This window comes from Bacillus sp. V2I10 (assembly GCF_030817055.1).
Classification (GTDB): domain Bacteria; phylum Bacillota; class Bacilli; order Bacillales; family Bacillaceae; genus Bacillus_P.
Genome location: NZ_JAUSYV010000001.1, coordinates 4,637,145 through 4,660,384 on the forward strand (window position 1 = coordinate 4,637,145; position 23,240 = coordinate 4,660,384).

Genomic DNA, 23,240 nt, shown 5'->3' on the forward strand with positions numbered 1-23,240 from the left:
TTGTAAGCCATTTTTTTCTAATAGAAAACCTGCACACCCTGTACAGCATGCAGGTTTTCAGATCATCCAATTTGCTTACCTGAGCGGCGAAGACATAACTTTAATAAAATCAGCCAGGAAGTCCTGATACTGAAAATTAAGGGCAATGGTGTGCCTTGCACCTGGCTGCATCTGATTTTTGCGAAAATCAGCATAGCTGAGTCCTCTTGCCGTTTCTAAGACAGATACCTCTACATCTTTAGTAACAGAATAAATCTTGTCTTTATTCAGCATATAGTAAAGCGTAAACACGTCATGTATAGAGGCCCCGCTCACTCCAGGCCTCAGTTTAGCATAAGCATCTGAATAATAGTTTGTTATGGACGGAATAAGCTCTTTGAAAGGATTTGAGGCTATTGAATAAATATAATTGGCAATTTCTCTCGTAACAATAGCACGGTTGGTGACGTTTAAAGGTGTGATATAGACTTCGTTTGCATAGTCTAAGACAACATTAACTGCAATTGGATCTCCATAAAAATTTGCTTCTGCAAGCGGAGTTACATTTCCCGGTACAAAAAAAGCACCTCCCATTAAATAGATTTCATTGATCCCTTTCATCAGGTCAAGATTTAAATTAAATGCATTAGACAGAGAGGTAGTCCTGCCTATATCAACAATGGTGATATCTTTGTTTTGTTTAATGATATCGAAAATACAACTAAAATCCTTCACAACTACATTCAAGCCTTTTGGAGGTCTAATCGGGCCCAGTCCTTCTTCCCCATGTATTTCAGGATAATAGACCGAAACCTCGCCACTCAAAGGAAAGGTTGCCCCCTCTATTACAGGAATGTCTTCTCTTCCTGCAAGCTTAAGCAGATATGCTGCATTTTCCGTTGCCTGCTGTTTCGTCACATTTCCATAACTTGTAACAATACCAAATAACTCAATCTCGGGGTTTAATAAAGCGTAGATAATAGCCAAAGAATCATCAATTCCGGGATCTGCAAACAGTAAAATCTTTTTCATTCTAATTCTACCTATTTTCTATTGTCGGTTGGTTATATATATGGATTTAGAAAAGATTGAATGATACGTCTTCCTCCGAAAAAAGGGTATTCGATCAAATTTTTTTAGCATACAGGATTTTCACGAACAGAGTGTAATATATTCATTTAACTGATATTTGGAGTGTGAGAATCATGGAGGCAAAGGCTGAACGCAGATTTGAACCTAAGCGACGAAGGGGTTTATGGATTGGACTTGGTGCATTTCTCTTTCTTTTAATCGGTGCCATTATTTTTGTAAACCTTTTCATTGAGAAAAGTCTTCCCCAATTAAAGGGAGAAGTAATTGTAAGCGGAATGACCAATGCAGTTGAAGTAACCAGGGATAAAAACGGAGTTCCCCATATTACCGCGCAATCTGAAAAAGATTTATACATCGCACAAGGCTATGTACAGGCTCAAGATCGCCTCTTCCAGATGGATTTAAGCAGAAGACAGGCATCCGGAATGCTGAGTGAAGTGGTAGGCGCGGCCACTATTGAAAAGGACAAGTTTTTCAGAACGCTGGGCTTAAGAAGGGCAGCTGAAGCTTCATATCCTGAGTATAATCAACCCTCCAGAGATGCCATGCAGTGGTTTGCAGACGGTGTAAATGCTTTTATGAAAGAAGCAAAAGCAGAAGGTAGGCTGCCTCTTGAATTTAAACTTCTGAAGTACGAGCCGGCAGAATGGACACCAATTGATTCGCTTACAATCGGCAAATACATGGCTTTTGATTTAGGCGGTCACTGGTCCGGGCAGGCGTTTCGCTACTGGGCTCTAGGTACGTTTCCAAAAGAAAAAGCATATGACATATTTCCTTCCTATCCAAAGGATGCACCTGAAATTCTGTCCGCTTATAAGGAAGTGGATATGAACCTGGAAAAAAGCTTTGCAAGTGCCGTCATTCCACCTGAATTTAACGGAAGCAACAACTGGGCTGTAAGCGGTGAAAAAAGCGAAAGCGGAAAGCCGCTGCTTGCAGATGATCCACATCTTTCCCTCGCCACGCCGTCGATTTGGTATCAGATGCATCTGCAAAGTGACAGCATGAATGTCAGCGGCGTTATCTTTGCAGGGGTCCCGGGAATTATTCTTGGACACAATGAACATATTGCCTGGGGGGTGACAAATACAGGACCTGATGTACAGGATTTATATATTGAAAAACGAAATCCGGTTAATCCGCACCAATTTTTATATAACGATAAATGGGAAGATGCGAAAGTGTTTAAAGAGCCCATTGCGGTTAAGGATGAAAAGACACTCGATTATGAGGTTGTTGAAACAAGACACGGTCCGATTATGTCTGAATTTGCATTTGATAAAAAACAGGATACAGCACTCTCAATGAAATGGACAGCCCTTATGCCGTCAACAGAATTCCAGGCAGTGCTCTCAATGAACAAAGCTAAAGACTGGAACGAATTCGAACAGGCACTTGAAGATTTTCACGTGCCAACGCAAAATTTTGTTTTTGCCGGGTCAGACGGAACGATTGCCTATAAAGCCAACGGGAAAATTCCAATCAGGAAAAAAGGAGACGGCATGATTCCTGTACCTGGCTGGACAGATGAATATGAATGGGAAGGTTTCATCCCTTATGACGAGCTTCCTCGTACGGTCAATCCTGAAGAAGGGTTTGTTGCTACGGCAAACAATAAGGTGATTGATGATTCTTACCCCTACCATATCAGTCATCATTGGGCGCAGCCTTATCGGTATATGAGGATAAAAGAGGTTTTAGAGAAAAAAGATAAGCTCACTTTAAATGATATGAAAAAACTGCAGATGGATCAGCGGAATTTATATGCCGAGGAATTTTTGCCCTCTATTCTTGAAAGAATAAGCTCGGCTGATCTGAATAAGGCCGAAAAAGCTTCTGTGAATTTGCTTTCAAAATGGAATATGGCGGATGATAAAGACTTGGCAGCACCTCTTCTATTTCACATGCTGATGAAAGAAATTCCGCTCACCCTTTTTAATGATGCTGTACCAAAAGAAATGGATGACTTATTTGAGGGAAAACAGGGAATCGTTGATGAACTCCTTAGACGCGCTTTTAACGGCGATGAATCGGAGTGGTTCTCAGATAAGGGCGGTCTTGATCAAGTATTGCTCACTTCATTTGAGAATGTCGTAGCTTCTCTTAATGAAGAATACGGCGATAACCCGGAGTCATGGAAATGGGGTGACTACCATCAGCTTTATTTCGGCCACCCTCTCTCTTCTGCCTCCCCTGTTTTAAAATGGCTGTTTAATCATGAGAAACCTGTGCCTGTCGGCGGCAGCCAAATTACGGTGGGCGCAGCAAATTACAATGAAGAGGGAATTGTAAACCACGGGGCTTCTTGGAGGTTTGTCATTGATGCAGCAAACCTCACTCAAGGACATCACATTGTCGGGCCGGGCCAGTCAGGACATGTCAGAAGCAACTGGTATCAAGATCAGCTACAGGATTGGATAAACGGTACTTATCATGTGACGGATATAAAGCCTGCGCATGCGGGAGAGAAATTGATATTATTGCCGGAGAAATGATTGGAAGGAACAGACAGCATACCTTTGCATGCTGTCTGTTTTTATGCAGGATCATAGCTTTGAAGATATTTTATGGCGGCGGTTGACAAATAAACTTCATTTCCTGCTAAATGTTTCATTTTAAGATACAAAATGTTTAAAAAGCAGTAATATCTTCTTTTTCGATAAAATGAAAATGTGGCTTGGATAAAAAATTGCGGTTTTTGGCTAAATAATTCAACATTTCGGCTAATAAAAATTCACTTTCGGCTAAATTATTGAAAGTAGTTCCCGGCATCCGCTAAAAGAAAAAAAGCCGCCTTGAATTTTCCGGGCAGCCTCTAACCATTATTCCTGTGCAGCTTTTTCTTTGAGTGATATTCTTTACAGGATTGACGCTTCATCAATTTATGAGGAATGATAATCCGTTTTATCGGGTCCATTGGATCTTCAACCAGCTGGATCACATGCTTAGCCGCTTCATAGCCTAATTGAAAAATATTAATATCCACAGTAGTAAGCGGCGGTCTTGAAACTTCTGACAGCATCACGTTATTAAACGATACAACAGAGACATCATTAGGAACATTGATCCCCATGTCATCAAGCATATTCAGCACACCGAGAGCCATCAGATCATCAGCTACGACAAGTGCAGTTGGTGGCTCATTCAATTTAAACAATTCCTGAACCGCAGCCTGTCCGCCTTCTTTAAGAAATTGAGCATGCACAATATAGTCATCGCGGTATTCCAAACCTGCATTGCGTATGGCCTTTTCATACCCTAAAAGACGTTCAACGGTTACCACTAGCTTGAGATTGCCTCCAATAAATGCAACTCGTTCGTGTCCAAGTTCTATCAGATGTTCTGTTACTTCTTTTGCAGCCCGGTAATTATCGTTGTCTACGTGTGTAATTAACTCAACGTCCTTAAACGGTTTCCCAACGATCACAAACGGAAAGTTTTTCATAAGAAGATATTTTGTCAGCTTATCATCTACTTGTGAATATAAGAGAACAATGCCGTCGACCCGTTTTCCTTCCACCATCTGCACGACACCTTCCATAATTTCTGCATCTGTTTCACCAGTGGACATATGCAGGGCATAATGTTTTTGGTGGGCTCCTTTACTGATGCCGCGAATGACTTCAGGGAAAAAGGGATTTAAAAACGCTTTGTCAGCAGAACCCGGAATCACAATTCCAATTGCCTGAGTCGATTGATTGGCAAGGCTTCTGGCAATGAAATTAGGATGATATCCAAGCTCAGTCATCGCTTCTCTTACTCGTTCTTTAGTTTTCTCACTTATACGCGGGTTATTAGCAATCACTCTCGAAACGGTTGATGGAGCTACATTTGCTAACCTTGCGACATCTTTTATTGTTGCCACAATCCCATCCCTCTCTTACTTTCAACATGTTTGGAGCCGTTTTTTCTCCAAATTGAAAAGTCTAATTTAACATATTTTATTAAAATAACCAATTCTGTAAACGTATTCACTTTAAAGACTTCCAAAGAGAAATCAGATCATTCCCTTTGGAACACTTGCCTTATGCTTGCTTCTTTCTCCTGTTCATATATAAGAATCCCGCAAATATTGCTGGAACTGCCACAAATACACTGATCAACGGAAAGTTTGGGCCTGTTTTTTCCCCAACCTCAAAGATCTCAGCTGTTTCACGGTCGAGAATAAATTCATACTCTCCGTTCTTTTCTTCCGTTATATCGCCTGTGAGCAATCCGCGCAATTCTTTCTTTTCATCAAGAGCTTTAGCAGGAACAATGGCATTTCTTGATTCAGCGGAGTTATTCAGGGCAATAACGGTTACCTCGTTCTTATAGGATCTTTTAAGAATGGTCATTCCCTTGTCATCATATAAAACATCCAGGTCACCGCGTCTTAAAGAAGGAAATTCAGAACGGATTTTCCCAAGCTTTGACACATACTTGATGAGATCATCATTGGCACGGAAGTTCATCATCCGGCGATTGTCCGGATCATTGCCGCCATCCATCGCAATCTCTGTCCCATAATACACAATCGGCATTCCAGGAGCAGCATACATGTACGTCAATGCCATTTTCAGCCGGGTAACTGGGTTTTGATTATTTGTAATAGCTTTCCTTGTAAATCGTTCATTATCATGATTATCAATAAAATTCCCTAATAGATAAGGATCCTCATAAAGAACTTGATTGCGTTTAAACACGTTGGCAAGCATGCCTGGTGAGCCTCCTGCTTTTGAAAACACATTGGAAGCATCTTCAAAAAAAGGATAATCAACCACAGAATCAAGTCCGGATTCCGTATATTCCGATACGTAGCGCGGATCTTTATCCCATACTTCGCCCATCAGAAAGAAATCTTTCTTCACTGATTTTACTTCTTTTGAAAATTCCTCCCAAAAGACTTTAGGTACATGACGAACAGTATCCAGGCGATATCCGTCGATGTCTGTCTCCGTAATCCACCATTTGGCAGCATCCATTAAATAGGCTTTCGTTTCAGGATTTTCTGTGTTTAAATCAGGCAATCCAAACAGCCAGCCATTTTCTACTTCCTCTTGATTTTGCCAGTTGGCAATATCCTTTTTTTCATGGAACCAGTCTTTCTTTTCCGGATCATCCAGCCATGGATGCTTATAGCCAGTATGATTGACTACAAAATCAAGCATGACCTTCATATCACGTTTATGCGCTTCTTTTACAAGCGTCTTAAAATCGTCAAGTGTTCCAAAGTTTTCATCCACGTTTTTAAAATCACGAATCCAATATCCGTGATATCCGCCTTCTTCATTATCAAAGACAGGAGTCAGCCAAATAGATGTGAACCCCATTTCCTGAATGTAATCCAGTTTATCGATAATTCCCTGAAGATCACCGCCATGATATGCCTTCGGATTTTTAGGATTTGCTTCAAAATCGTTGCTTGTATCTCCATTATTGAAACGGTCAATCATAATAAAATACATACTTTCATCTTGCCACGATCGTTCTTCCTTCTCTTGTGCCCGAACAGTGTTTACTGAAAAAACTGAGAGAAGGAAAAAAGGGATGATCAGTACTTGAAATATACGCTTATCCATCCCTCTGCCCCCCTTACTGCGTAATAGCTGCCCCGTATTCCTTAAGGGCGGAATCCAGACAGCTTTACGTATAAGACTATAAAACTATGTCTTTTATTTCAATATGAAATCGATTTCCGAATTTTACCCTTTATTCGCTCCGGCTGTCAATCCTTCAACAATATACTTTTGGAAGATCAAGAATAGGATCGTAATTGGAACAGCTACTAAAACCGCTCCGGCTGCGAACGTTGTAAATTGAGTGCTCGTTCTGCCTGTAACGAATTCAAACAGACCAACTGCAAGTGTTTTGTTTTCGTTTGAACGGAGGATCAGACGGGCAAAAATGAAGTCCATCCAAGGTCCGATAAAGTTATTAACAGCAATAAATACTAAGATAGGTTTTGACAATGGCATCATGATTTTAAAGAAAATCGTAGTATGACTGGCACCGTCTATTTTAGCTGCTTCTTCCAAGCTTCTTGGAAGGCCGTCAAAGTATCCTTTCACAAGCCATGCTCCAAAAGGAATCGATCCGCCTGCATACACTAAGATAAGGCCCCAGTGATTGTCTAATAAGCCGATTTGAAGAAGTAAAATGTAAATCGCAATCATCCCCATGAAGCTTGGGAACATTTGCAGAACAAGCATCGCCATCAATCCCTGTTTGCGGCCCGGAAAACGGAAGCGCGAAAAAGCATATGCTGCAGTTACTACAAGAAATGTTGAAATCAGCATGTTAAAAAAGGCAATTTTGAACGTATTTTGATACCATGTCAGATATTTTGTTTCTTCAAACAAATAACGATAGTGATCAAGAGTTAATGCTTCAGGAATCAGTTTAGTTGCAAACAATGAATCTCCTGGATTTAATGATCCGATCAGGATGAAATAGACAGGATAAAGAACAAGAATCGCTGTTATGATTAAAATGGCGTATATAAAGCCAACGACGAGTTTATCAGTTAATTTTTTATTCATCATGACATCATATCCTCTTCCTTAAATGCTTTTGTTTTTCTGAAATTCCAGATAGAAAGAGTTGCTACTACGATAAAGATCAAGATCGATACAACAGAAGCTGTAGCAAATTGACTTTGTTCAAGCGTCATTTTGTAAATCCAGCTGATAAGGATATCCGTTGATCCGGCATAGCTGTAATTCACGTTAACAGGATTACCTTGAGTTAATAGGTAAATAATGTTGAAGTTATTGAAGTTCCCGGCAAAGCTCATGATTAGGAGCGGAGCTGTTGAGAACATAACGATCGGCATTGTAATCTTCCAGAACTTGCTCCAAGGCGTTGCCCCGTCAACATCTGCCGCTTCAAACATTTCTTTATCAATCGTAGTCATAACACCGCTCATAAGAACCATCCAGAACGGGAATCCAAACCACATGTTAACTGTTACAAGCGTTACTTTTGCCCACATCGGATCAGACAGCCATGGAATAGCCTCAAGTCCAAGTGCTTTTAAATATTGATTCAGCGGTCCAAATTCACCGTTGAAGATATTTCTCATGATTAAAATACTGACAAATTGAGGAATAGCCCATGGCAGAATATAGATGCTGCGCCATAAGCGCTTAAGCTTAATGCCTTTATGATTGATCAGTACAGCAAAGATCAATCCCAGGAAGAATGTAGTCGCTGTTGATAAAATCGCCCATACAACTGTCCAGCCAAAAACTCCGTAGAACGTTGTGCTCCATGTTTTTAATTGGAAAAGGTTTAAGAAAGTATCAAATCCTACCCAGTCAACCAAAGCCTTTGGCGGCAAATGATTTGGACCGGAATAGTTTGTGAATGCGATCATGACTCCAAATAACAGAGGAAGAATCGTTAAAAACATTGTGAATAGAATCGATGGTGTTAAAAGGATGTAAGGAAAACCATTTTCCCATACATTAGTAAGGGTTTCTTTTGCTGTGTTTGGCTTAATGCCGCGCTCGCGCATTTTTCCTACTTTATATGCATCACGAATGTTTAAGTAGTAAACCCATAAGAAAAGCAGGAAGGATATTAAGAAAATAATTCCTTCGATCATTAAGAAAATGGAGTGATCACCTTGTATGACTGTAAATCCATTTCTTGATTGCGGGGTGTCGCCAAGTGTTGTTAAGCCCCACATTGCATATCTGAAAGGCAAAGACCAGAATACCAGAAGGTAAACTTCTAAAAGAATAAATAAAATTCCTTTAAGATATTGACGGTGGTAGATTTGTCCAAGCCCCATTAATAAAAATGATAGTAATGCACCTATTCTAGCTGGTCCGCGCATTATGTCAGGCCTCCTCACGTTGTTTGAAAGTAGTGTCTGCTGAGAAAATTGATTTTGTTTATTACCCCATTGTCCCTTTGCTGTCCCCATTTACGGGCAGTTAGCCTGCACCTCTTTTCCATGCATCCCATCCGCATAGAGGTAGAGGCTGCTGCCTGCCAATAAAGGATAATTAAGAAAAGCGCAAGCTCTCGTTTAGCTCCGACAGACAGATAAGGATCCGACAGAAAAGGCGCTTTTTGCCTTTACTGGCGGAGCCGTTCTGGCCGAGGAGTTGGGCGATGGAGCTAGACATCAAAGCAAAAAACTTTATATTTTCTTATTTCTGTATAAAATTTGAGCCAATACCATAGGTATCGGCTCAAACTGACTATTACTTCGTTTGTGAAGAGATAGCATCTTCAATTTGCTGAAGTGCTGCGTCAAGTGCCTTTTTAGGTTCTGTGCCATCGTTCCATATTGTTGTGTAAGCTGTCTCCATTGGACCCCATACAGATTGCATTTCAGGAATGTTAGGCATAGGCAATGCTGATTCAGCCTGCTCTAAGAATGCAGAAGCAATTTCGTTGTTTTGGATGGCATCGCTTTCAATCAATTCAGTTTGAGGAGGAAGCTGTCCTGTCATTTCAAAGCGTTTTTCAAGCATTTCTTTGCTTGTTGCAAATTGTGCTAACAAAGTAGCAGCTTTTGGATATTTAGAGTAAGAGTTTACATAGTAAGCTTTAATTCCAGAGAAACTTTTTGGAGTTTCGCCGTTGTCTAATTTAGGAAGCGGAGCAATACCGAAGTTGATGCCTGCTTCTTCATGGTTTTTAATATCCCATGGACCTGAGATGCGGTACATTAATTTATTATCGTTAAAGAAAGAACTGATTAAGTCACCAGTAATATCTTCTTTTTTCAATGGAAGAAGTTCTTTATTCATGCGCTGCATGAATTCACCTGAAGCAACAGCGCCTTCATTGTTAATACCCAGATCAGCTGCATCTGTGTTGTCGTTTCCGAAGATGTATCCGCCGTATCCAGCGAAGAATGCATGTGCAAAGTAGAAGTTTGCAGGCTCCATCATGAAGCCGTATTTGCCGTCTCCAGCAAAGCCTTTAGATTGCTCGAAAATTTCGTCAAAAGTTTCTGCAGGCTTGTCTACTAAATCTTTGTTGTAGTAAAGTGCATAAGTTTCAATTGCCATCGGGAATCCGTAAAGAGTAGATTCGCCGCCTTCTTCAGTGTAAGAAGTACCGCTGATTGCAGCAGGCAGGAAGCTTTCTTTGTACTCATCTGCTAAAACATTTTCATAAATAAGACCAGCTTTTACCATGTTTCCTACGTGGTCATGAGGTGCGTGGAATACGTCAGCACCAAGGCCAGCAGGTCCGTCAACTTCAAGCTTTCCAGCAGCGTCAACGTGGTTTACTTCTTGTACTTCAACAGGGATATCGTATTTCTTTGTGAATTCTTCTGCTACATAAGATGCCCATTCAGCTTCTGAATCCGCGTTATCCCAAAGGACTAATTCTGCACCTTCTTCAGGTGTTAAATCTACTTTTTCTTCTGTCTTGTTGCCGCCCTCTTTGTCGCCGCCTTCTGTTTTTGCCGGCTCTTGGCTGCTAGGCTTGCTGCATGCAACCATAACAAACATCAACAAAGCAATGAGAGATAAAGATAAAATCTTTCTCATAATTTCCCCACCTTTTATTTTGTTGTAATCTATTTCATTGCACTTAGTGCCCGAAGGCAGTGCGCACAACTGAAACCAAAGTCTCATAGTCCAATAGTGAAAACGCTTCCTATCATTCTCAAAAAAAAACTGAAATCAATATGTGAGCACAGCCTGCAAACGGTTGTGCAAACGTTTTCCCTACTAGCTAATTTTTATTTTAAGATTGCCAGAATTAAAAGTCAATATATTTTTCTAAATATATGCAAACGTTTTCCCAATGTTTTATAATGGGTACATATTCTAAATTTTGGCTAATGCAGATGATCAATAGAATAGGATGAAAGTCATGTTTACTATTTTTTGCGTGTCTCTGCTGAATTCGCCTTAATCCATCATTTTTATAAAGAAAAGAGAGTGAACATCTTGTTAAAAGAAGCCATCTACCACCGCCCTAAAAATCAGTTTGCTTATGCTTATGATGAAAAAACAATGCATCTCAGACTCCGCACAAAAAAGAATGACGCTGACGCTGTCAGTCTGATTCATGGCGATCCATATGAATGGAGCGAAAAAGGCTGGCAATTCAAACTGGATACGATGCATAAAAGCGGTTCGGACGAGCTGTTTGATTACTGGTTTGCCGCAGTTCGGCCTAAATACCGCCGGATGCGGTACGGATTTCAGCTGTCTTCCGGAGAAGAAAAGCTTATTTATACAGAAAAAGGGTTTATGAATGAAATAACAACAGATGACACTGCTCCCTATTTTGCGTTTCCTTTTTTGAACAAGGCTGATGTCTTTAAAGCACCAGAATGGGTAAAGGATACAGTCTGGTATCAAATATTCCCTGAAAGATTTGCAAATGGAGATCCTTCTATTAATCCAGAAGGGACATTAGACTGGGGCAGCACGGAGCCGACGAGCGGCAATTTCTTTGGCGGAGATTTTGAAGGCGTTATCAAAAATATCAGTTATCTGAAAGAATTGGGCGTAAGCGGGCTTTATTTCACACCTGTTTTTAAAGCGTACTCCAATCATAAATATGACACAATCGACTACATGGAACTCGATCCCCAATTTGGAGATAAAGAGACGTTTAAACGACTCGTTCAAACATGTCATGAAAACGGAATTAAAATTATGCTTGATGCGGTTTTCAATCACAGCGGCTATTACTTCCCTCAATTTCAGGATGTGCTCGAACATGGAAAGGATTCCAAGTATAAGGATTGGTTCCATATTCATCAGTTCCCGCTGAAAAATGAAGATAATACATTAAACTATGATGCATTTGCTTTTGTAGAGAGCATGCCCAAACTGAATACTGAACATCCTGAAGTGAAGGAATACTTGCTTGAGGTTGGCCGTTACTGGGTTCGCGAATTTGACATTGACGGCTGGAGACTTGATGTTGCAAATGAAGTGGATCATCAGTTCTGGCGTGAATTCAGACAGGCTGTACGCGCTGAAAAAGAAGATGTTTATATCTTAGGAGAAATCTGGCACGATTCGATGCCATGGCTTTTAGGCGATCAGTTTGATGCTGTAATGAATTATCCGTTTACTACGGGCACAATGAACTTTATTGCCAATGATAAAGTACGGGCTCAGGAATTCGTAAATATTATGGAAGGCGTGCTCCACTCTTATCCGAAAAACGTCAATGAAGTGGCCTTCAATTTACTTGGCAGCCATGATACTCCGCGCATCTTAAATACAGCAAACCAGTCCAAAACGAAGCTTAAGCTGCTTTTTGCCTATCAGTTAAGCTTTATCGGCTCTCCTTGTATTTATTACGGTGACGAAATCGGCATGGACGGGGAACAGGATCCGGGCTGCCGCAAATGCATGATCTGGGATGTGGAGAAGCAGGACAGGGAGCTTTTCAATTATGTGAAAAAGCTGATTGGCCTCCGCAAGAAATATCCTGTATTCGGAAACGGCGGAGATATTACGTTTGTTGAAGCAAACGATGAAACCAATCATGTCATTTTCACAAAACAAAACGAAGCACAAAAAATGATTTCAGTCCTTAATAATTCAGAAACAGAGTTAACGGCAGCTCTTCCTTTTGACTTAAAGGATAAAAAATTAATCGACTTAATGACAGGCAAAGAATATGCCGCACACACAAAAAAACTGACTGTTGACGTTCAGCCTTACGAAATGGCATTTTTCTTAATTGAAGTTTAATGGATAACTGGTAAAAATCATCATGATTTTTACCAGTTTTTCTTTCCCTATAGAATTACTGGCCTTTATTAAGCAGATTTTACTATATTAATATATTTGATTTTCACCGATTCTTTTGCTATGATTTTATCAATCATCAGCTTTATGTAGTAATGCTTTTCAATATCCATTAGGTTTTATTTTTTCAATAATTTTTGAAAGCGTTCACATTCATCTGCAGTTTTAACAATAGGAGGATTAAAAAATGAGTAAACACAACCAAGAACTTCAGCGTGGTCTTGAACCAAGACATATCTCACTAATGTCTTTGGGAGCTGCTATCGGAGTAGGTCTGTTTTACGGTTCTGCAAAGGCGATTCAAATGGCAGGCCCAGGAATTCTGCTTGCCTATGCATTTAGCGGAATGATCATGTTCTTTATTATGAGAGCACTAGGCGAGATGGCTGTACATAATCCTGTAGCTGGTTCATTCAGCAGATATGCGAGAAACTATCTGGGACCGCTCGCAGGATACATTACCGGGTGGAACTACTGGTTCTTATGGGTGATTACATGTATGGCTGAAATCACTGCTGTCGGCATCTATATGGAATTCTGGTATCCTGATGTGCCAAGATGGATCTGGGCTCTGGCCGCTCTTGCCATTATGACAACGGTCAATTTTCTCGCTGTAAAGTTTTTCGGTGAACTCGAATTCTGGTTTGCTATGATTAAAATAGTTGCAATCATTTTTATGATCATTGTTGGATTTGGAATGATTTTGTTCGGATTCGGAAACGGCGGTGTCGCGACAGGCATCAGCAACTTATGGGAAAATGGAGGATTCTTCCCTAACGGCTTTACAGGTGTCCTGATGTCACTCCAAATGGTTATGTTTGCTTATCTTGGCATTGAACTCATTGGAGTTACAGCAGGAGAAGTAAAAAATCCAGAAAAAACGTTAACAAAAGCAATCGATACTGTTTTTTGGAGAATTCTCATTTTCTACGTAGGCGCACTGTTTGTCATTATGTCCATTTATCCTTGGGATCAAATTGGAACACAGGGAAGTCCATTCGTTTTAACCTTTGAAAAAATCGGGATACCTGCAGCAGCAGGCATTATTAATTTCGTTGTTTTAACTGCTGCATTATCATCATGTAATGGAGGAATCTTCAGTACAGGACGGATGCTGTTTAATCTAGCCGAACAGGGCGAGGCTCCAAAATCTTTTGAAAAACTCACAAAAGGCGGCGTTCCTGGTTTTGCTATTATGGCAACTGGAGGAGCATTACTGATTGGTGTTGTATTAAACTATCTTGTTCCTGAGAAAGTCTTTATGTATGTAACAAGCATCTCAACATTCGGTGCAATTTGGACATGGTCAATGATTCTGCTTTCTCAGCTGAAGTTCCGTAAATCACTGAAACCAGGTGAAGGGAAGAAGTTAAAATACAAACTGCCGCTATATCCTTTCACATCATATCTTTCACTTGCATTTCTTGTATTGGTGGTTGGGCTTATGGCATTTTTCCCTGATACGAGAATTGCCTTAATTGTAGGACCTGCCTGGATCCTGCTTCTTGTAGGGATTTATTACGGCAAAGGGTTTCATAAGAAAAACGATAAAACATATTCCAATCACAAAATTAGTTAACTGTTCAAAAAGAAGGCAGGCTGTTAATCAGCCTGCCTTCTTTCTAACCAATCAATCACTCTTCGGGGCGTGGCCCGGCATCAATGCCTCTGCTTTCAACGGTCATAATCGGCCTGCAGGTTACATCGCCATTCACACGGATTTGACACGATAAACGCAAATGGTCCTCAACGCCTTTTTCTGCAAAGGCGTTTTTTTCTACATTCGTTAAATCCTCAAAATCACCTTCAAGAATTTCGACTCGGCAGGACGTGCATTTTGCTTTCCCGCCACAGCGGTGAAGAATGTCAATTCCGTTATCCTCAAGGGCTAAAACGAGCTTTCTTCCCATTTCTGTCTCAAACGAGCCTTTCCCAGGAACATGTATTGTCGGCATTGTATCTCCTCCATTTTTGAAGTAGTACCATCCTCACCTATTATCGGTCAATTTAATCAAAATTTCATTTCTTTCTTGAAACGATTTTGCGGAACTCAAGCGGGGATACACCTTCCAGACGTTTGAATATTTTAGTGAAATAAGCAGCGTCAGGGATTCCCACTTCTTTTGCAATCGATGAAATTTTGTGATCCGCAGTCGACAGCAGCCGCTTAGCCTGCTCCATCCGGTAGTGGTTCAAGTATTGAACTGGCGTCACCCCCATCGTTTTCTGCATGCACCGGGTGATGTAATCCGGATGAAAATGCAGCTCTCTCGCAAAATCCTCCATTTTGATCTCTTCCTGATAATTCTTTCTTAGAAACCTGAGAGTTTCCTCCACTACTTTTTCGGCAGCACTCGGTATTTGCAGAGACTCCTTTTGCAAATGAAGAATCAATTCTTCAAAGTAGATCTGCTGTCTTAAAGGATAATCAGGGGTCTGATGATTCATGCTGACCAAATTATCAAACAGCTTTTCTACAAAGTCATTATGTATGCATTCCCCAAAAGCAGGAATCTTAAAATGAAATTTAGATGGTTCCACGAAATCCCCGTCGACAGTTTGCACCTCTGCCCAGTTTTCATTTCCTTTATCATAAAGAGAAAATGGAACCTCCATTTTGAAATGAGTCCAGAAAACTCTAGTATCCTCGCTGCAGGCTTTATGGCCATAATGCTCATACCCGGGTATCAATATAAGGTATTGTCCCTCTTTTATTATAAATGGCTGTTCATTTTCAGTGATATAAAGTTCTCCTGACTGAACGTAAAGCATATCAAAGACGGTAAATACTCGTTTAAAATGTTTCGTTCCTTTTTTAAATATGGCATCTCCTCCAGTAATAAAAGTAGGAAACGGAGGAATATCAAAACCAATGTAAGTCATGCTGTTCTCCCTTTTTTCAGGTCGTATTTTTCCTAAAATGATCGAAATCATCTCTTTTTATTATATATGATCCTATGTAAACTAGTAATGATTTTATAAGTGTTTTTCAGAAGGGAGTGTCTAGCTTGCCTCAAAAAATAAAAGATCGAAAATTGACATTATTCGCTCTTACTTGGCCTATATTCATTGAATTATTTTTACATATGCTGATGGGAAGCGCCGATACCATCATGCTAAGTCAATACTCAGATAGTTCCGTTGCAGCTGTCGGAGTTGCAAATCAGATCTTGAATGTACTGATTGTCATGTTTGGTTTTATTGCAACTGGCACCATTGTTCTAATCACTCAAAATATAGGTGCAAATAACAATAAAAGTGCGCTTGAGATTTCTCAAGTTTCAATTGCAGCCAATCTGATTCTCGGCATTGCGATAGGACTGATTGTGATTGTTTTCAGCGAATCCATGCTGAAAATGATGAACCTTCCTGTCGAATTGCTGCCAGAAGCAAATTATTATCTTCGCTTAGTAGGCGGGTTATGCTTCATTCAGGCCTTGATTATGACGATCGGGGCCGTTTTAAAAAGCTACGGCTTCACAAAAGATACGATGTACATTACAATCGGCATGAATATCCTGCATATCTTCGGAAATTATATTTTTATCTACGGACCTTTCGGACTGCCGGTTCTTGGTGTTGAAGGTGTTGCATTTTCGACTGTTGCTTCCAGATTCATCGGACTGATCGTCATTTCTTATCTTCTTGTAAAACGAATTTCATTTGAACAAAAATTTCGCCAAGTTTTTTATCTGCCTGTATCACATCTTAAAAACCTGCTTAAAATCGGCGTTCCTTCAGCAGGTGAACATTTGTCATACAATGGATCCCAGATTGTTATAACCATTTTTATTACAATGCTTGGAGCTGAGGCGTTAACAACAAAGGTTTACGCCCAAAATTTAATGATGTTCATTTTTCTTTTCAGTTTAGCCATCAGTCAGGGAAATCAGATCCTTATCGGTCAAATGGCAGGTGCTCGGGAGTATGACAGAGCATATAAACGATGTATCAGTACGCTTTATTGGGCGATTGGAATGTCCACTGTCATTGCTGTTGTATTCAGTATTTCCACTGATTTCTTATTCGGAATCTTTACAAGCAATCAGGAAATTCTGCAAATTGGCGCGACCATTCTGCTGCTGACGATTATTCTTGAGCCAGGCAGAGCATTTAATCTTGTGATTATCAGCGCTTTAAGGGCAACAGGAGATGTCAAATTTCCTGTCTATATGGGAATTCTGTCAATGTGGGGAATAAGCGTTCCGCTCGCATACCTTTTGGGAATACATTTTGAATTAGGCCTTGCAGGTATATGGGTGGCTTTTATAGCTGATGAATGGCTACGAGGCATCCTGATGTTAATTCGATGGAGATCAAAAGTATGGGTGAATAAAGGATTTATTTTACAATCAAAAGCAGTATCTGGAACCTGACTTAATCAGTCAGGTTTTTTATGTAAGAAAAATTAACAGATAATGAAATCGCTTCATTAATTAATAGTCTTTTCTCCCTAAATTTTTATTTAAATTTTCAGAAAAATACTTGATTTCTGCATATTCATGCCATATGATAATAAACATAACAATAAATGTTATATTTCCTAACATCAATATCTCTCTGTCTTTGGTCTTATTTATTTCTTGTTCACCATTTTGAAAGAAGGAGCGTGTTTTTATGGATGCTTTAGTGTTAATGGACAATTTGTGGGTAATTTTTGCAGGAATATTGGTTCTGCTTATGCAAGGCGGTTTCATTTTACTAGAAGCGGGTTCTACCCGAATGAAAAATGCAGGCCACATTGCCGGCAAAACAATTTTTACAATCGGAATTGCATCTCTTGTCTTCTGGGCAGTCGGCTATGGATTTATTTATGGGGATGGCAATAAATTCATCGGTCTATCTAGTTTCTTTTATGGAGATGCAGCACCTGCGCAGGACGGATTAACAACTTCGGTTGATTTCTTTTTCCAGCTGACATTCGCAGCAATTGCTTTGACAATTGCCTTCGGAGGCTTTGCAGAGCGTGCTAAATTATCAGCTTACGTAATCTTCGCAGTTCTATTTTCAGCTCTAGTTTATCCTGTTGTCGCACACTGGATTTGGGGAGCAGGCTGGCTGAAGGATTTAGGCAAACAGGACTTTGCAGGCTCTACTGTTGTTCATTTAACTGGCGCAATGGCAGCTCTTGCAGCTACAATTGTCCTTAAACCAAGGCTTGGAAAATACGGGAAAGACGGAACAATGAATCAATTATCCGGTCACAATCAAGTGTATACAGCATTAGGAGTTCTGATCCTTTGGGTTGGATGGTTTGGTTTTAACGCAGGAAGCACATTCGGCGTGTCAGACGGATTTTTTGGCTATGTAGCATTAAACACCCAGCTTGCCGCTGCTGCAGGTGCAGTTGCTGCAATGATTGTCGTTCGAATGATGACAGGAAAAGCGGATATTCCAACAACCTTGAATGGCGCACTTGCAGGTCTTGTAGCTATTACAGCGTCCTGTGCATTTGTTGCTCCTTGGGCAGCTGTTGTAATTGGATTAATCGGCGGGGTCATTGTCTATTTCAGCATGAAGCTATTTGATAAAGCTAAAATTGATGATCCGATTTTCGCCCTGTCTGTTCATGGTGCTGCCGGAATCTGGGGAACTTTGTCTACCGGCTTCTTTGCAACTCCGGAACTTGCAGAACGAAACGGCGGTTTAGCAGGATTATTCTACGGCGGAGGCTTCACTCAGCTTGGTGTTCAAGCGATTGGAATCGTATCATGCGCTGCTTACGCGTTTGTCATCTCCTACGTCATTTTAAAAGTGATGAAACAAGTTATGGGCACTATCCGCGTAACAGAAGAAGAAGAAATGATCGGACTTGATATCAGTGAACATGGCAGCTACGGCTATCCTGAATCATTTGCAGCTGTTGAAGAAAGCAATTCAGGTAAAAAAACTACAGCTTGAAAGAAAAGCGGAACCGACTGGTCAGGCCCGACAGACAGATAAGAATTCCCCCGAAAAGTCCGGTTTTGACTTTCCTGAGGGAATTTGTTCTGGTCGAGGGACTAGGAGTTGGAGCTGGACACCACGAAAAAGCGGAACCGCCTGATTAGCACAGACAGATAAGGATCATTATATTTTTAATTGCTGCGGGGATCATTTTATCCGCTCCTGCGACAGGACGAAAGATCTTGCGGCCAATGGTTACATTATGCGGCATATATATTGAGAGGCATTTACAAAAAGATATTGAACAGCTCTTATAAAGAAAACCACTTCCTTTGAAGTGGTTTTTCTCTTTATTTCTTCTGTTCCATCCAATCAGGTTTTCCGAATCCTTGAAAGTTTTTATCAATTGCTTTTTCAAATCCTGCAGATTCGACTACTTCTTTAATATCCTTCGCGAGCTCTGAATCTGCATCTTTCGTATTCATCACTACACGATTGCGATGCACATCATTCATATCCTCAAGCTGGACTGCATCTGCAAGATTCATTTTCGCGGCTAAAGCGAAATTGCCCGGTACTGCAGACAAGTCTGTGTCTTCCACCGCTCTTGGCAATTGGGCAGCTTCTACAGGTACGAAGGTTAATTTTTTAGGATTTTCGGTTACATCTTTTTCAGATACTTGGATAGGACTCACAGCTTCATTCAGCTCAACTAATCCTCCATCTTTCAAAATTTGAAGCGCACGCGCTGCGTTCGTTGGATCATTCGGAATGGCGACAGTCGCGCCCTCTTTCACTTCACTGAGTGATTTGACTTTGTCAGAATAGATCCCCATTGGAGCAGTAGGGACAGTAATCACTTCAGATAAATCCAATTTGCTTTGTTTTGCGAAGGTTTCCATATAGATTTTATGCTGAAACAGATTGGCATCAAGCTCATCATTGCCGAGCGCCTGATTTGGCTGAATGTAATCATTAAATTGGACAACTTCAACCTTATATCCTTTTTCCTCAAGTCCCGGTTTGATTGCCAGTTCAACCATATCCGTATAAGGACCTGCCGATGCTCCAATTTTGATGCTTTTCTTTTCTCCATTTGATCCTTCTGCTCCGCATGCAGATAATACTCCCATTACAAGTACAATAAGTGCTAAAACTGTTTTTTTCATTTGTTCTCCTCCTTTTTTTACACAAAAAATTCCCCTTTCATTCAGAAAGAGGAATCGTATGTATGACGACTTATCTTCCAGAATGAATAATCATTCTGCAGGATTTAGCACCGTTCCATTTAAGGAGGTTGCCGGACTTCGCAGGGCCTGTTCCCTCAGTCTCTCTTGATAAGCAAGCTATTAAATTCGAATACCTGTATATTATACTCACAGCTTCATTCTGTCAATCATTATTTTAGAATAATCAAAAAAGTGAGATATAGACAGAGAAGGATTTATTAATAAAGAAGCTGGTTTAGCCGTGCACTTATTTGATTCTGCTGAAAAACTCAGTATTTAGTGATTTCTCATTTCATTAAGCTAACATGCCCTTTTATTAGCCGCACTTTTTGCCAGACAAAAACAGCTCTCTTGCTGACGGTGTTAAGTCTGCGAACAAACTTCAAGCTTCATCCATTTTATAGAGATCTTCTTACTAGTTAAGAGAGTCCAGCTATGCTTCTGTGCGCTCAGCGAAATTTATGCGAGCTCCACCTGTTTTTCTGCGCCCTCACCCACTCTATTTCTGCTCGTTCAGCCAATAACCTCCTTAATTCGTGCTGCAAAAAACCTCCCTATGCTGCCCAGTCAAATCAAAAAGCCAGCTTACTTCAGCTGACTCTTTAAGATTCCTCAATATTGATTCTGTACTTTTCAAACCAGACATGAATCTGTGCAAGGTGGGCGAGCAGCTGTGGACCTGTCATCAGCTGTCCGTACCAAGGCGCCTGAAAAGCATTGCCTTCTGACTCAATAATATCGTTCAGCGCTTTTTTATCAAAAAAGACGTGAAGGGCAGAATCCTGGTTTTTCGTCAATGACTGAAGCCAAATTTTGACGGCTTTTGTATAGTGAGGATTATGTGTTTTTGGATACGGGCTTTTTTTACGGTAAAGGACTTCATCCGGAAGCACTCCTTCTAATGCTTTGCGGAGAATGCCTTTTTCCCGGTTCCCGTGCATTTTCATATCCCACGGTATGTTCCAAACATATTCTACGAGGCGATGGTCCGCAAACGGAACACGGACTTCGAGACTCGCTCCCATGCTCATGCGGTCTTTCCGGTCGAGCAAGGTCGTCATGAACCAAAGAATATTGAGATAAAACAGCTGCCTGCGTTTAGATTCTGTTTCAGACTCACCATCAAGAAGAGGTGTCTCTTTCAATGTTTCCTGGTATCTTGTTTTCACGTACTCTTTTAAATTCAGCTTGCTTTGCCAATCTGTACGAAGCAGATTCATCCTTGCATCCGTTGATCTCATCCACGGAAATGCGTCTTCGGATAAATCCTGCGGCCGGTGAAACCACGGATATCCGCCGAATATTTCATCTGCACATTCCCCTGATAGTCCTACGACAAAATCTTTTTTTATTTCTTTGCAGAACCATAGAAGAGAAGAATCAATATCCGCCATACCAGGAAGATCTCTGACTTCAACGGCTTCCGTTAAGTAATCAGCAAGCTGCTGCTGTGTGATGATTGACCGGTGGTGAACCGTTTGAAAAGCATCCGTCATTTTATCAATCCACGGAGCGTCTGAGTTTGGCTGAAATTCATTTGCTTTAAAAAACTTATCATTATCTTCGTAATCAATGGAAAACGTGTGAAGGGGACCCTTGCCTTCTCTTTCAAACGCTTTTGCAGCAATTGCGGTGATCGCACTAGAATCAAGACCTCCAGAAAGAAAAGTGCACACTGGAACATCCGAGACTAGCTGGCGTGTCACTGCATCATTGACTAAAAATCCAACGCGGCTGACTGTTTCATCAAAAGAATCAAGATGATTTCTGCTTTGCACGTTCCAATATCTCCAAACCTTCAGTCCTTCTTTTGAAAACGTCATTGCATGAGCAGGACGGAGCTCCTTTACTCCTTTAAAAACGCCTACTCCAGGCGTTCTGGAAGGTCCAAGTCCAAATATCTCACTTAATCCTTCCCTGTCAAGAACGGCCTTTTGATCAGGATGTGAAAGAATCGCCTTCAGTTCTGAGCCAAATATAAGAGATGCCTTCTGCTCAGAATAAAAAAGCGGCTTTACCCCTAATCGATCTCTTGCAATGAAGAGTTTTTCATTACCTGAGTCCCAGACCGCAAAGGCAAAAATACCATTTAAATGATGTACACATTCTTCTTTCCACTCCATGTACGCTGAAAGCAGAACTTCTGTGTCGGAATGGCCTGCAAATGTATACCCGCGCTTTAGTAATTCCTGGCGGATATCTTCTGTATTATAAAGCTCGCCATTGTAGCAAATTGTAAATGTATTTTCTCCTTTTTTGCGGGACATCGGCTGTCTTCCTCCTGCAGGATCAACAACTACAAGACGTTTATGGCCAAAAAGAATGTGCTGCTCTCCCCACACATTCGTATCATCTGGTCCCCTCTTTGATAAGCATTCTGACATATTTGTTATGACATTTTCATGCTGCTGCAGATCTTTCTGGTAATGAACCCAGCCTGTTATTCCACACATCTGCCTATCATCTCCCCCATTTGAACAGCCTGAGTTTTACTCAGACAGTAAAAGATGTACCTATCCTATGCTTAACTTATGAAGAGTTGATTTGTCCGTATCACGTTTTTATTTGTATAGGGGTGTTTTTGGCAAGATTAGCCCGAATGTCTGTGAATAATCGATCAAAATTGCCTTGCCTTAAAAAAGGTGTTTTGAATAAATTTCCCTCTAAATGGAAAAAACGAACGATAAAGAATCTATTTTAAGGGAGGTTCATTTGGGTGCTTTCTAAACAAAAACATCGCCTGCTTGAGCGGCAGGAACGTGCTCACGTCACAGGTTCAATTGAAATTGGCGAAGATCAGGAATTATTATTTTATGATGATGTGCATGAAGAAGTATCCATTCTGCAATTTAAACCGGATGAATCATTGGAGATATTGCTGAATGACAGCTGGTATACGGGCAACTATTTAAAAGATGGACAGCTTTCTATTCCGATGGGCATACATCAATTGAAAACAAATGATACGCTGCGCATTCAAAAAAAGGTGCCTTTCGCATTAGAATATATGCTGAAGGAATCCAGTGATGATTCTTTTCTTGCTTTTACAGCTAAGCTGAATGCATTGTCATTCTCTATCCATGATTGTATATACAGCTATAATCATATGGTATTTCAGGACGGGAAAACGGATAAAAAAGGGGTTTCTTTCTTTCAATTTGACAACGAAGAGGCCATTTGCGGAGTACAGCATCACTTTTCAAGGGGCAGCAAGAATGAAGATCGTTTCGAATTTACAACTTGCACGGGAAAAAGAGCGCTTTTAACACAGATGGAGCAATAGCCGCGGAATACGGTTTGCTTTTTTTTCATCTTTGCT

The 23,240-nt window shown here is 40.6% G+C and carries 16 protein-coding genes and 1 riboswitch; of the genes, 6 read left to right on the forward strand and 10 right to left on the reverse strand.

Annotated features, from left to right (window positions below):
• Positions 1–75 precede the first annotated feature (75 nt).
• Positions 76–1,011 carry a nucleoside hydrolase gene (locus QFZ72_RS23575; protein WP_307438325.1) on the reverse strand — a complete coding sequence of 312 codons (936 nt, stop codon included), beginning with the start codon at positions 1,009–1,011 and terminating at the stop codon, positions 76–78.
• A 173-nt stretch (positions 1,012–1,184) separates the two neighbouring features.
• Here QFZ72_RS23575 and QFZ72_RS23580 point away from each other — a divergent pair, with 173 nt between their 5' ends.
• Positions 1,185–3,569, forward strand: a complete 2,385-nt coding sequence (locus QFZ72_RS23580; RefSeq protein WP_307438326.1) for a penicillin acylase family protein — start codon at positions 1,185–1,187, stop codon at positions 3,567–3,569.
• Between the two features lie 320 nt (positions 3,570–3,889).
• Here the strand turns inward: QFZ72_RS23580 and QFZ72_RS23585 are convergent, their stop codons facing one another.
• The 5 genes from QFZ72_RS23585 to QFZ72_RS23605 all read right to left on the reverse strand — a co-directional run bounded on the left by QFZ72_RS23585 (position 3,890) and on the right by QFZ72_RS23605 (position 10,574).
• Positions 3,890–4,942: a LacI family DNA-binding transcriptional regulator gene (locus QFZ72_RS23585; protein ID WP_307439964.1), complete on the reverse strand. Its 1,053-nt coding sequence runs from the start codon at positions 4,940–4,942 to the stop codon at positions 3,890–3,892.
• A 157-nt stretch (positions 4,943–5,099) separates the two neighbouring features.
• A complete protein-coding gene (locus QFZ72_RS23590; RefSeq protein ID WP_307438328.1) occupies positions 5,100–6,635 on the reverse strand; it encodes an alpha-amylase family glycosyl hydrolase in 1,536 nt (511 codons plus the stop codon).
• Between the two features lie 123 nt (positions 6,636–6,758).
• Complete coding sequence (locus tag QFZ72_RS23595) at positions 6,759–7,595, reverse strand: sugar ABC transporter permease (RefSeq protein ID WP_307439965.1); 837 nt, start codon at positions 7,593–7,595, stop codon at positions 6,759–6,761.
• Positions 7,595–8,896, reverse strand: coding sequence for a carbohydrate ABC transporter permease (locus QFZ72_RS23600; RefSeq protein WP_307438330.1), 1,302 nt, complete (start codon positions 8,894–8,896; stop codon positions 7,595–7,597). Before QFZ72_RS23600 ends, QFZ72_RS23595 begins: the two co-directional genes overlap by 1 nt.
• A gap of 373 nt (positions 8,897–9,269) precedes the next feature.
• Entirely contained in the window at positions 9,270–10,574 is a 1,305-nt protein-coding gene (locus QFZ72_RS23605; RefSeq protein WP_307438331.1) for a sugar ABC transporter substrate-binding protein, read from the reverse strand.
• Between the two features lie 405 nt (positions 10,575–10,979).
• On the opposite strand from QFZ72_RS23605, the gene QFZ72_RS23610 reads away from it, so the two are divergent.
• Together QFZ72_RS23610 and QFZ72_RS23615 are read left to right on the forward strand one after the other, a co-directional pair.
• Entirely contained in the window at positions 10,980–12,749 is a 1,770-nt protein-coding gene (locus tag QFZ72_RS23610; protein WP_307438333.1) for a glycoside hydrolase family 13 protein, read from the forward strand.
• 244 nt (positions 12,750–12,993) lie between these two features.
• Positions 12,994–14,385: an amino acid permease gene (locus tag QFZ72_RS23615; protein WP_307438335.1), complete on the forward strand. Its 1,392-nt coding sequence runs from the start codon at positions 12,994–12,996 to the stop codon at positions 14,383–14,385.
• Between the two features lie 55 nt (positions 14,386–14,440).
• On the opposite strand, the gene QFZ72_RS23620 is transcribed toward QFZ72_RS23615, so the two are convergent.
• Together QFZ72_RS23620 and QFZ72_RS23625 are read right to left on the reverse strand one after the other, a co-directional pair.
• A complete protein-coding gene (locus QFZ72_RS23620) occupies positions 14,441–14,761 on the reverse strand; it encodes a 2Fe-2S iron-sulfur cluster-binding protein (protein ID WP_252204006.1) in 321 nt (106 codons plus the stop codon).
• A gap of 64 nt (positions 14,762–14,825) precedes the next feature.
• Positions 14,826–15,689, reverse strand: coding sequence for a helix-turn-helix transcriptional regulator (locus tag QFZ72_RS23625; protein WP_307438339.1), 864 nt, complete (start codon positions 15,687–15,689; stop codon positions 14,826–14,828).
• 125 nt (positions 15,690–15,814) lie between these two features.
• Here QFZ72_RS23625 and QFZ72_RS23630 point away from each other — a divergent pair, with 125 nt between their 5' ends.
• Together QFZ72_RS23630 and QFZ72_RS23635 are read left to right on the forward strand one after the other, a co-directional pair.
• Positions 15,815–17,182: an MATE family efflux transporter gene (locus tag QFZ72_RS23630; protein ID WP_307438340.1), complete on the forward strand. Its 1,368-nt coding sequence runs from the start codon at positions 15,815–15,817 to the stop codon at positions 17,180–17,182.
• 241 nt (positions 17,183–17,423) lie between these two features.
• Positions 17,424–18,707, forward strand: coding sequence for an ammonium transporter (locus QFZ72_RS23635; RefSeq protein ID WP_307438343.1), 1,284 nt, complete (start codon positions 17,424–17,426; stop codon positions 18,705–18,707).
• A gap of 335 nt (positions 18,708–19,042) precedes the next feature.
• Here QFZ72_RS23635 and QFZ72_RS23640 read toward each other — a convergent pair whose 3' ends face one another.
• Positions 19,043–19,861: a MetQ/NlpA family ABC transporter substrate-binding protein gene (locus QFZ72_RS23640; protein WP_307438345.1), complete on the reverse strand. Its 819-nt coding sequence runs from the start codon at positions 19,859–19,861 to the stop codon at positions 19,043–19,045.
• Between the two features lie 67 nt (positions 19,862–19,928).
• Positions 19,929–20,036, reverse strand: a riboswitch (SAM riboswitch).
• Between the two features lie 487 nt (positions 20,037–20,523).
• Entirely contained in the window at positions 20,524–22,374 is a 1,851-nt protein-coding gene (gene asnB, locus QFZ72_RS23645; RefSeq protein ID WP_307438346.1) for an asparagine synthase (glutamine-hydrolyzing), read from the reverse strand.
• A gap of 263 nt (positions 22,375–22,637) precedes the next feature.
• Between asnB and QFZ72_RS23650 the strand changes: the two genes are divergently transcribed.
• Complete coding sequence (locus tag QFZ72_RS23650; protein ID WP_307438348.1) at positions 22,638–23,204, forward strand: DUF2777 family protein; 567 nt, start codon at positions 22,638–22,640, stop codon at positions 23,202–23,204.
• Positions 23,205–23,240 lie beyond the last annotated feature (36 nt).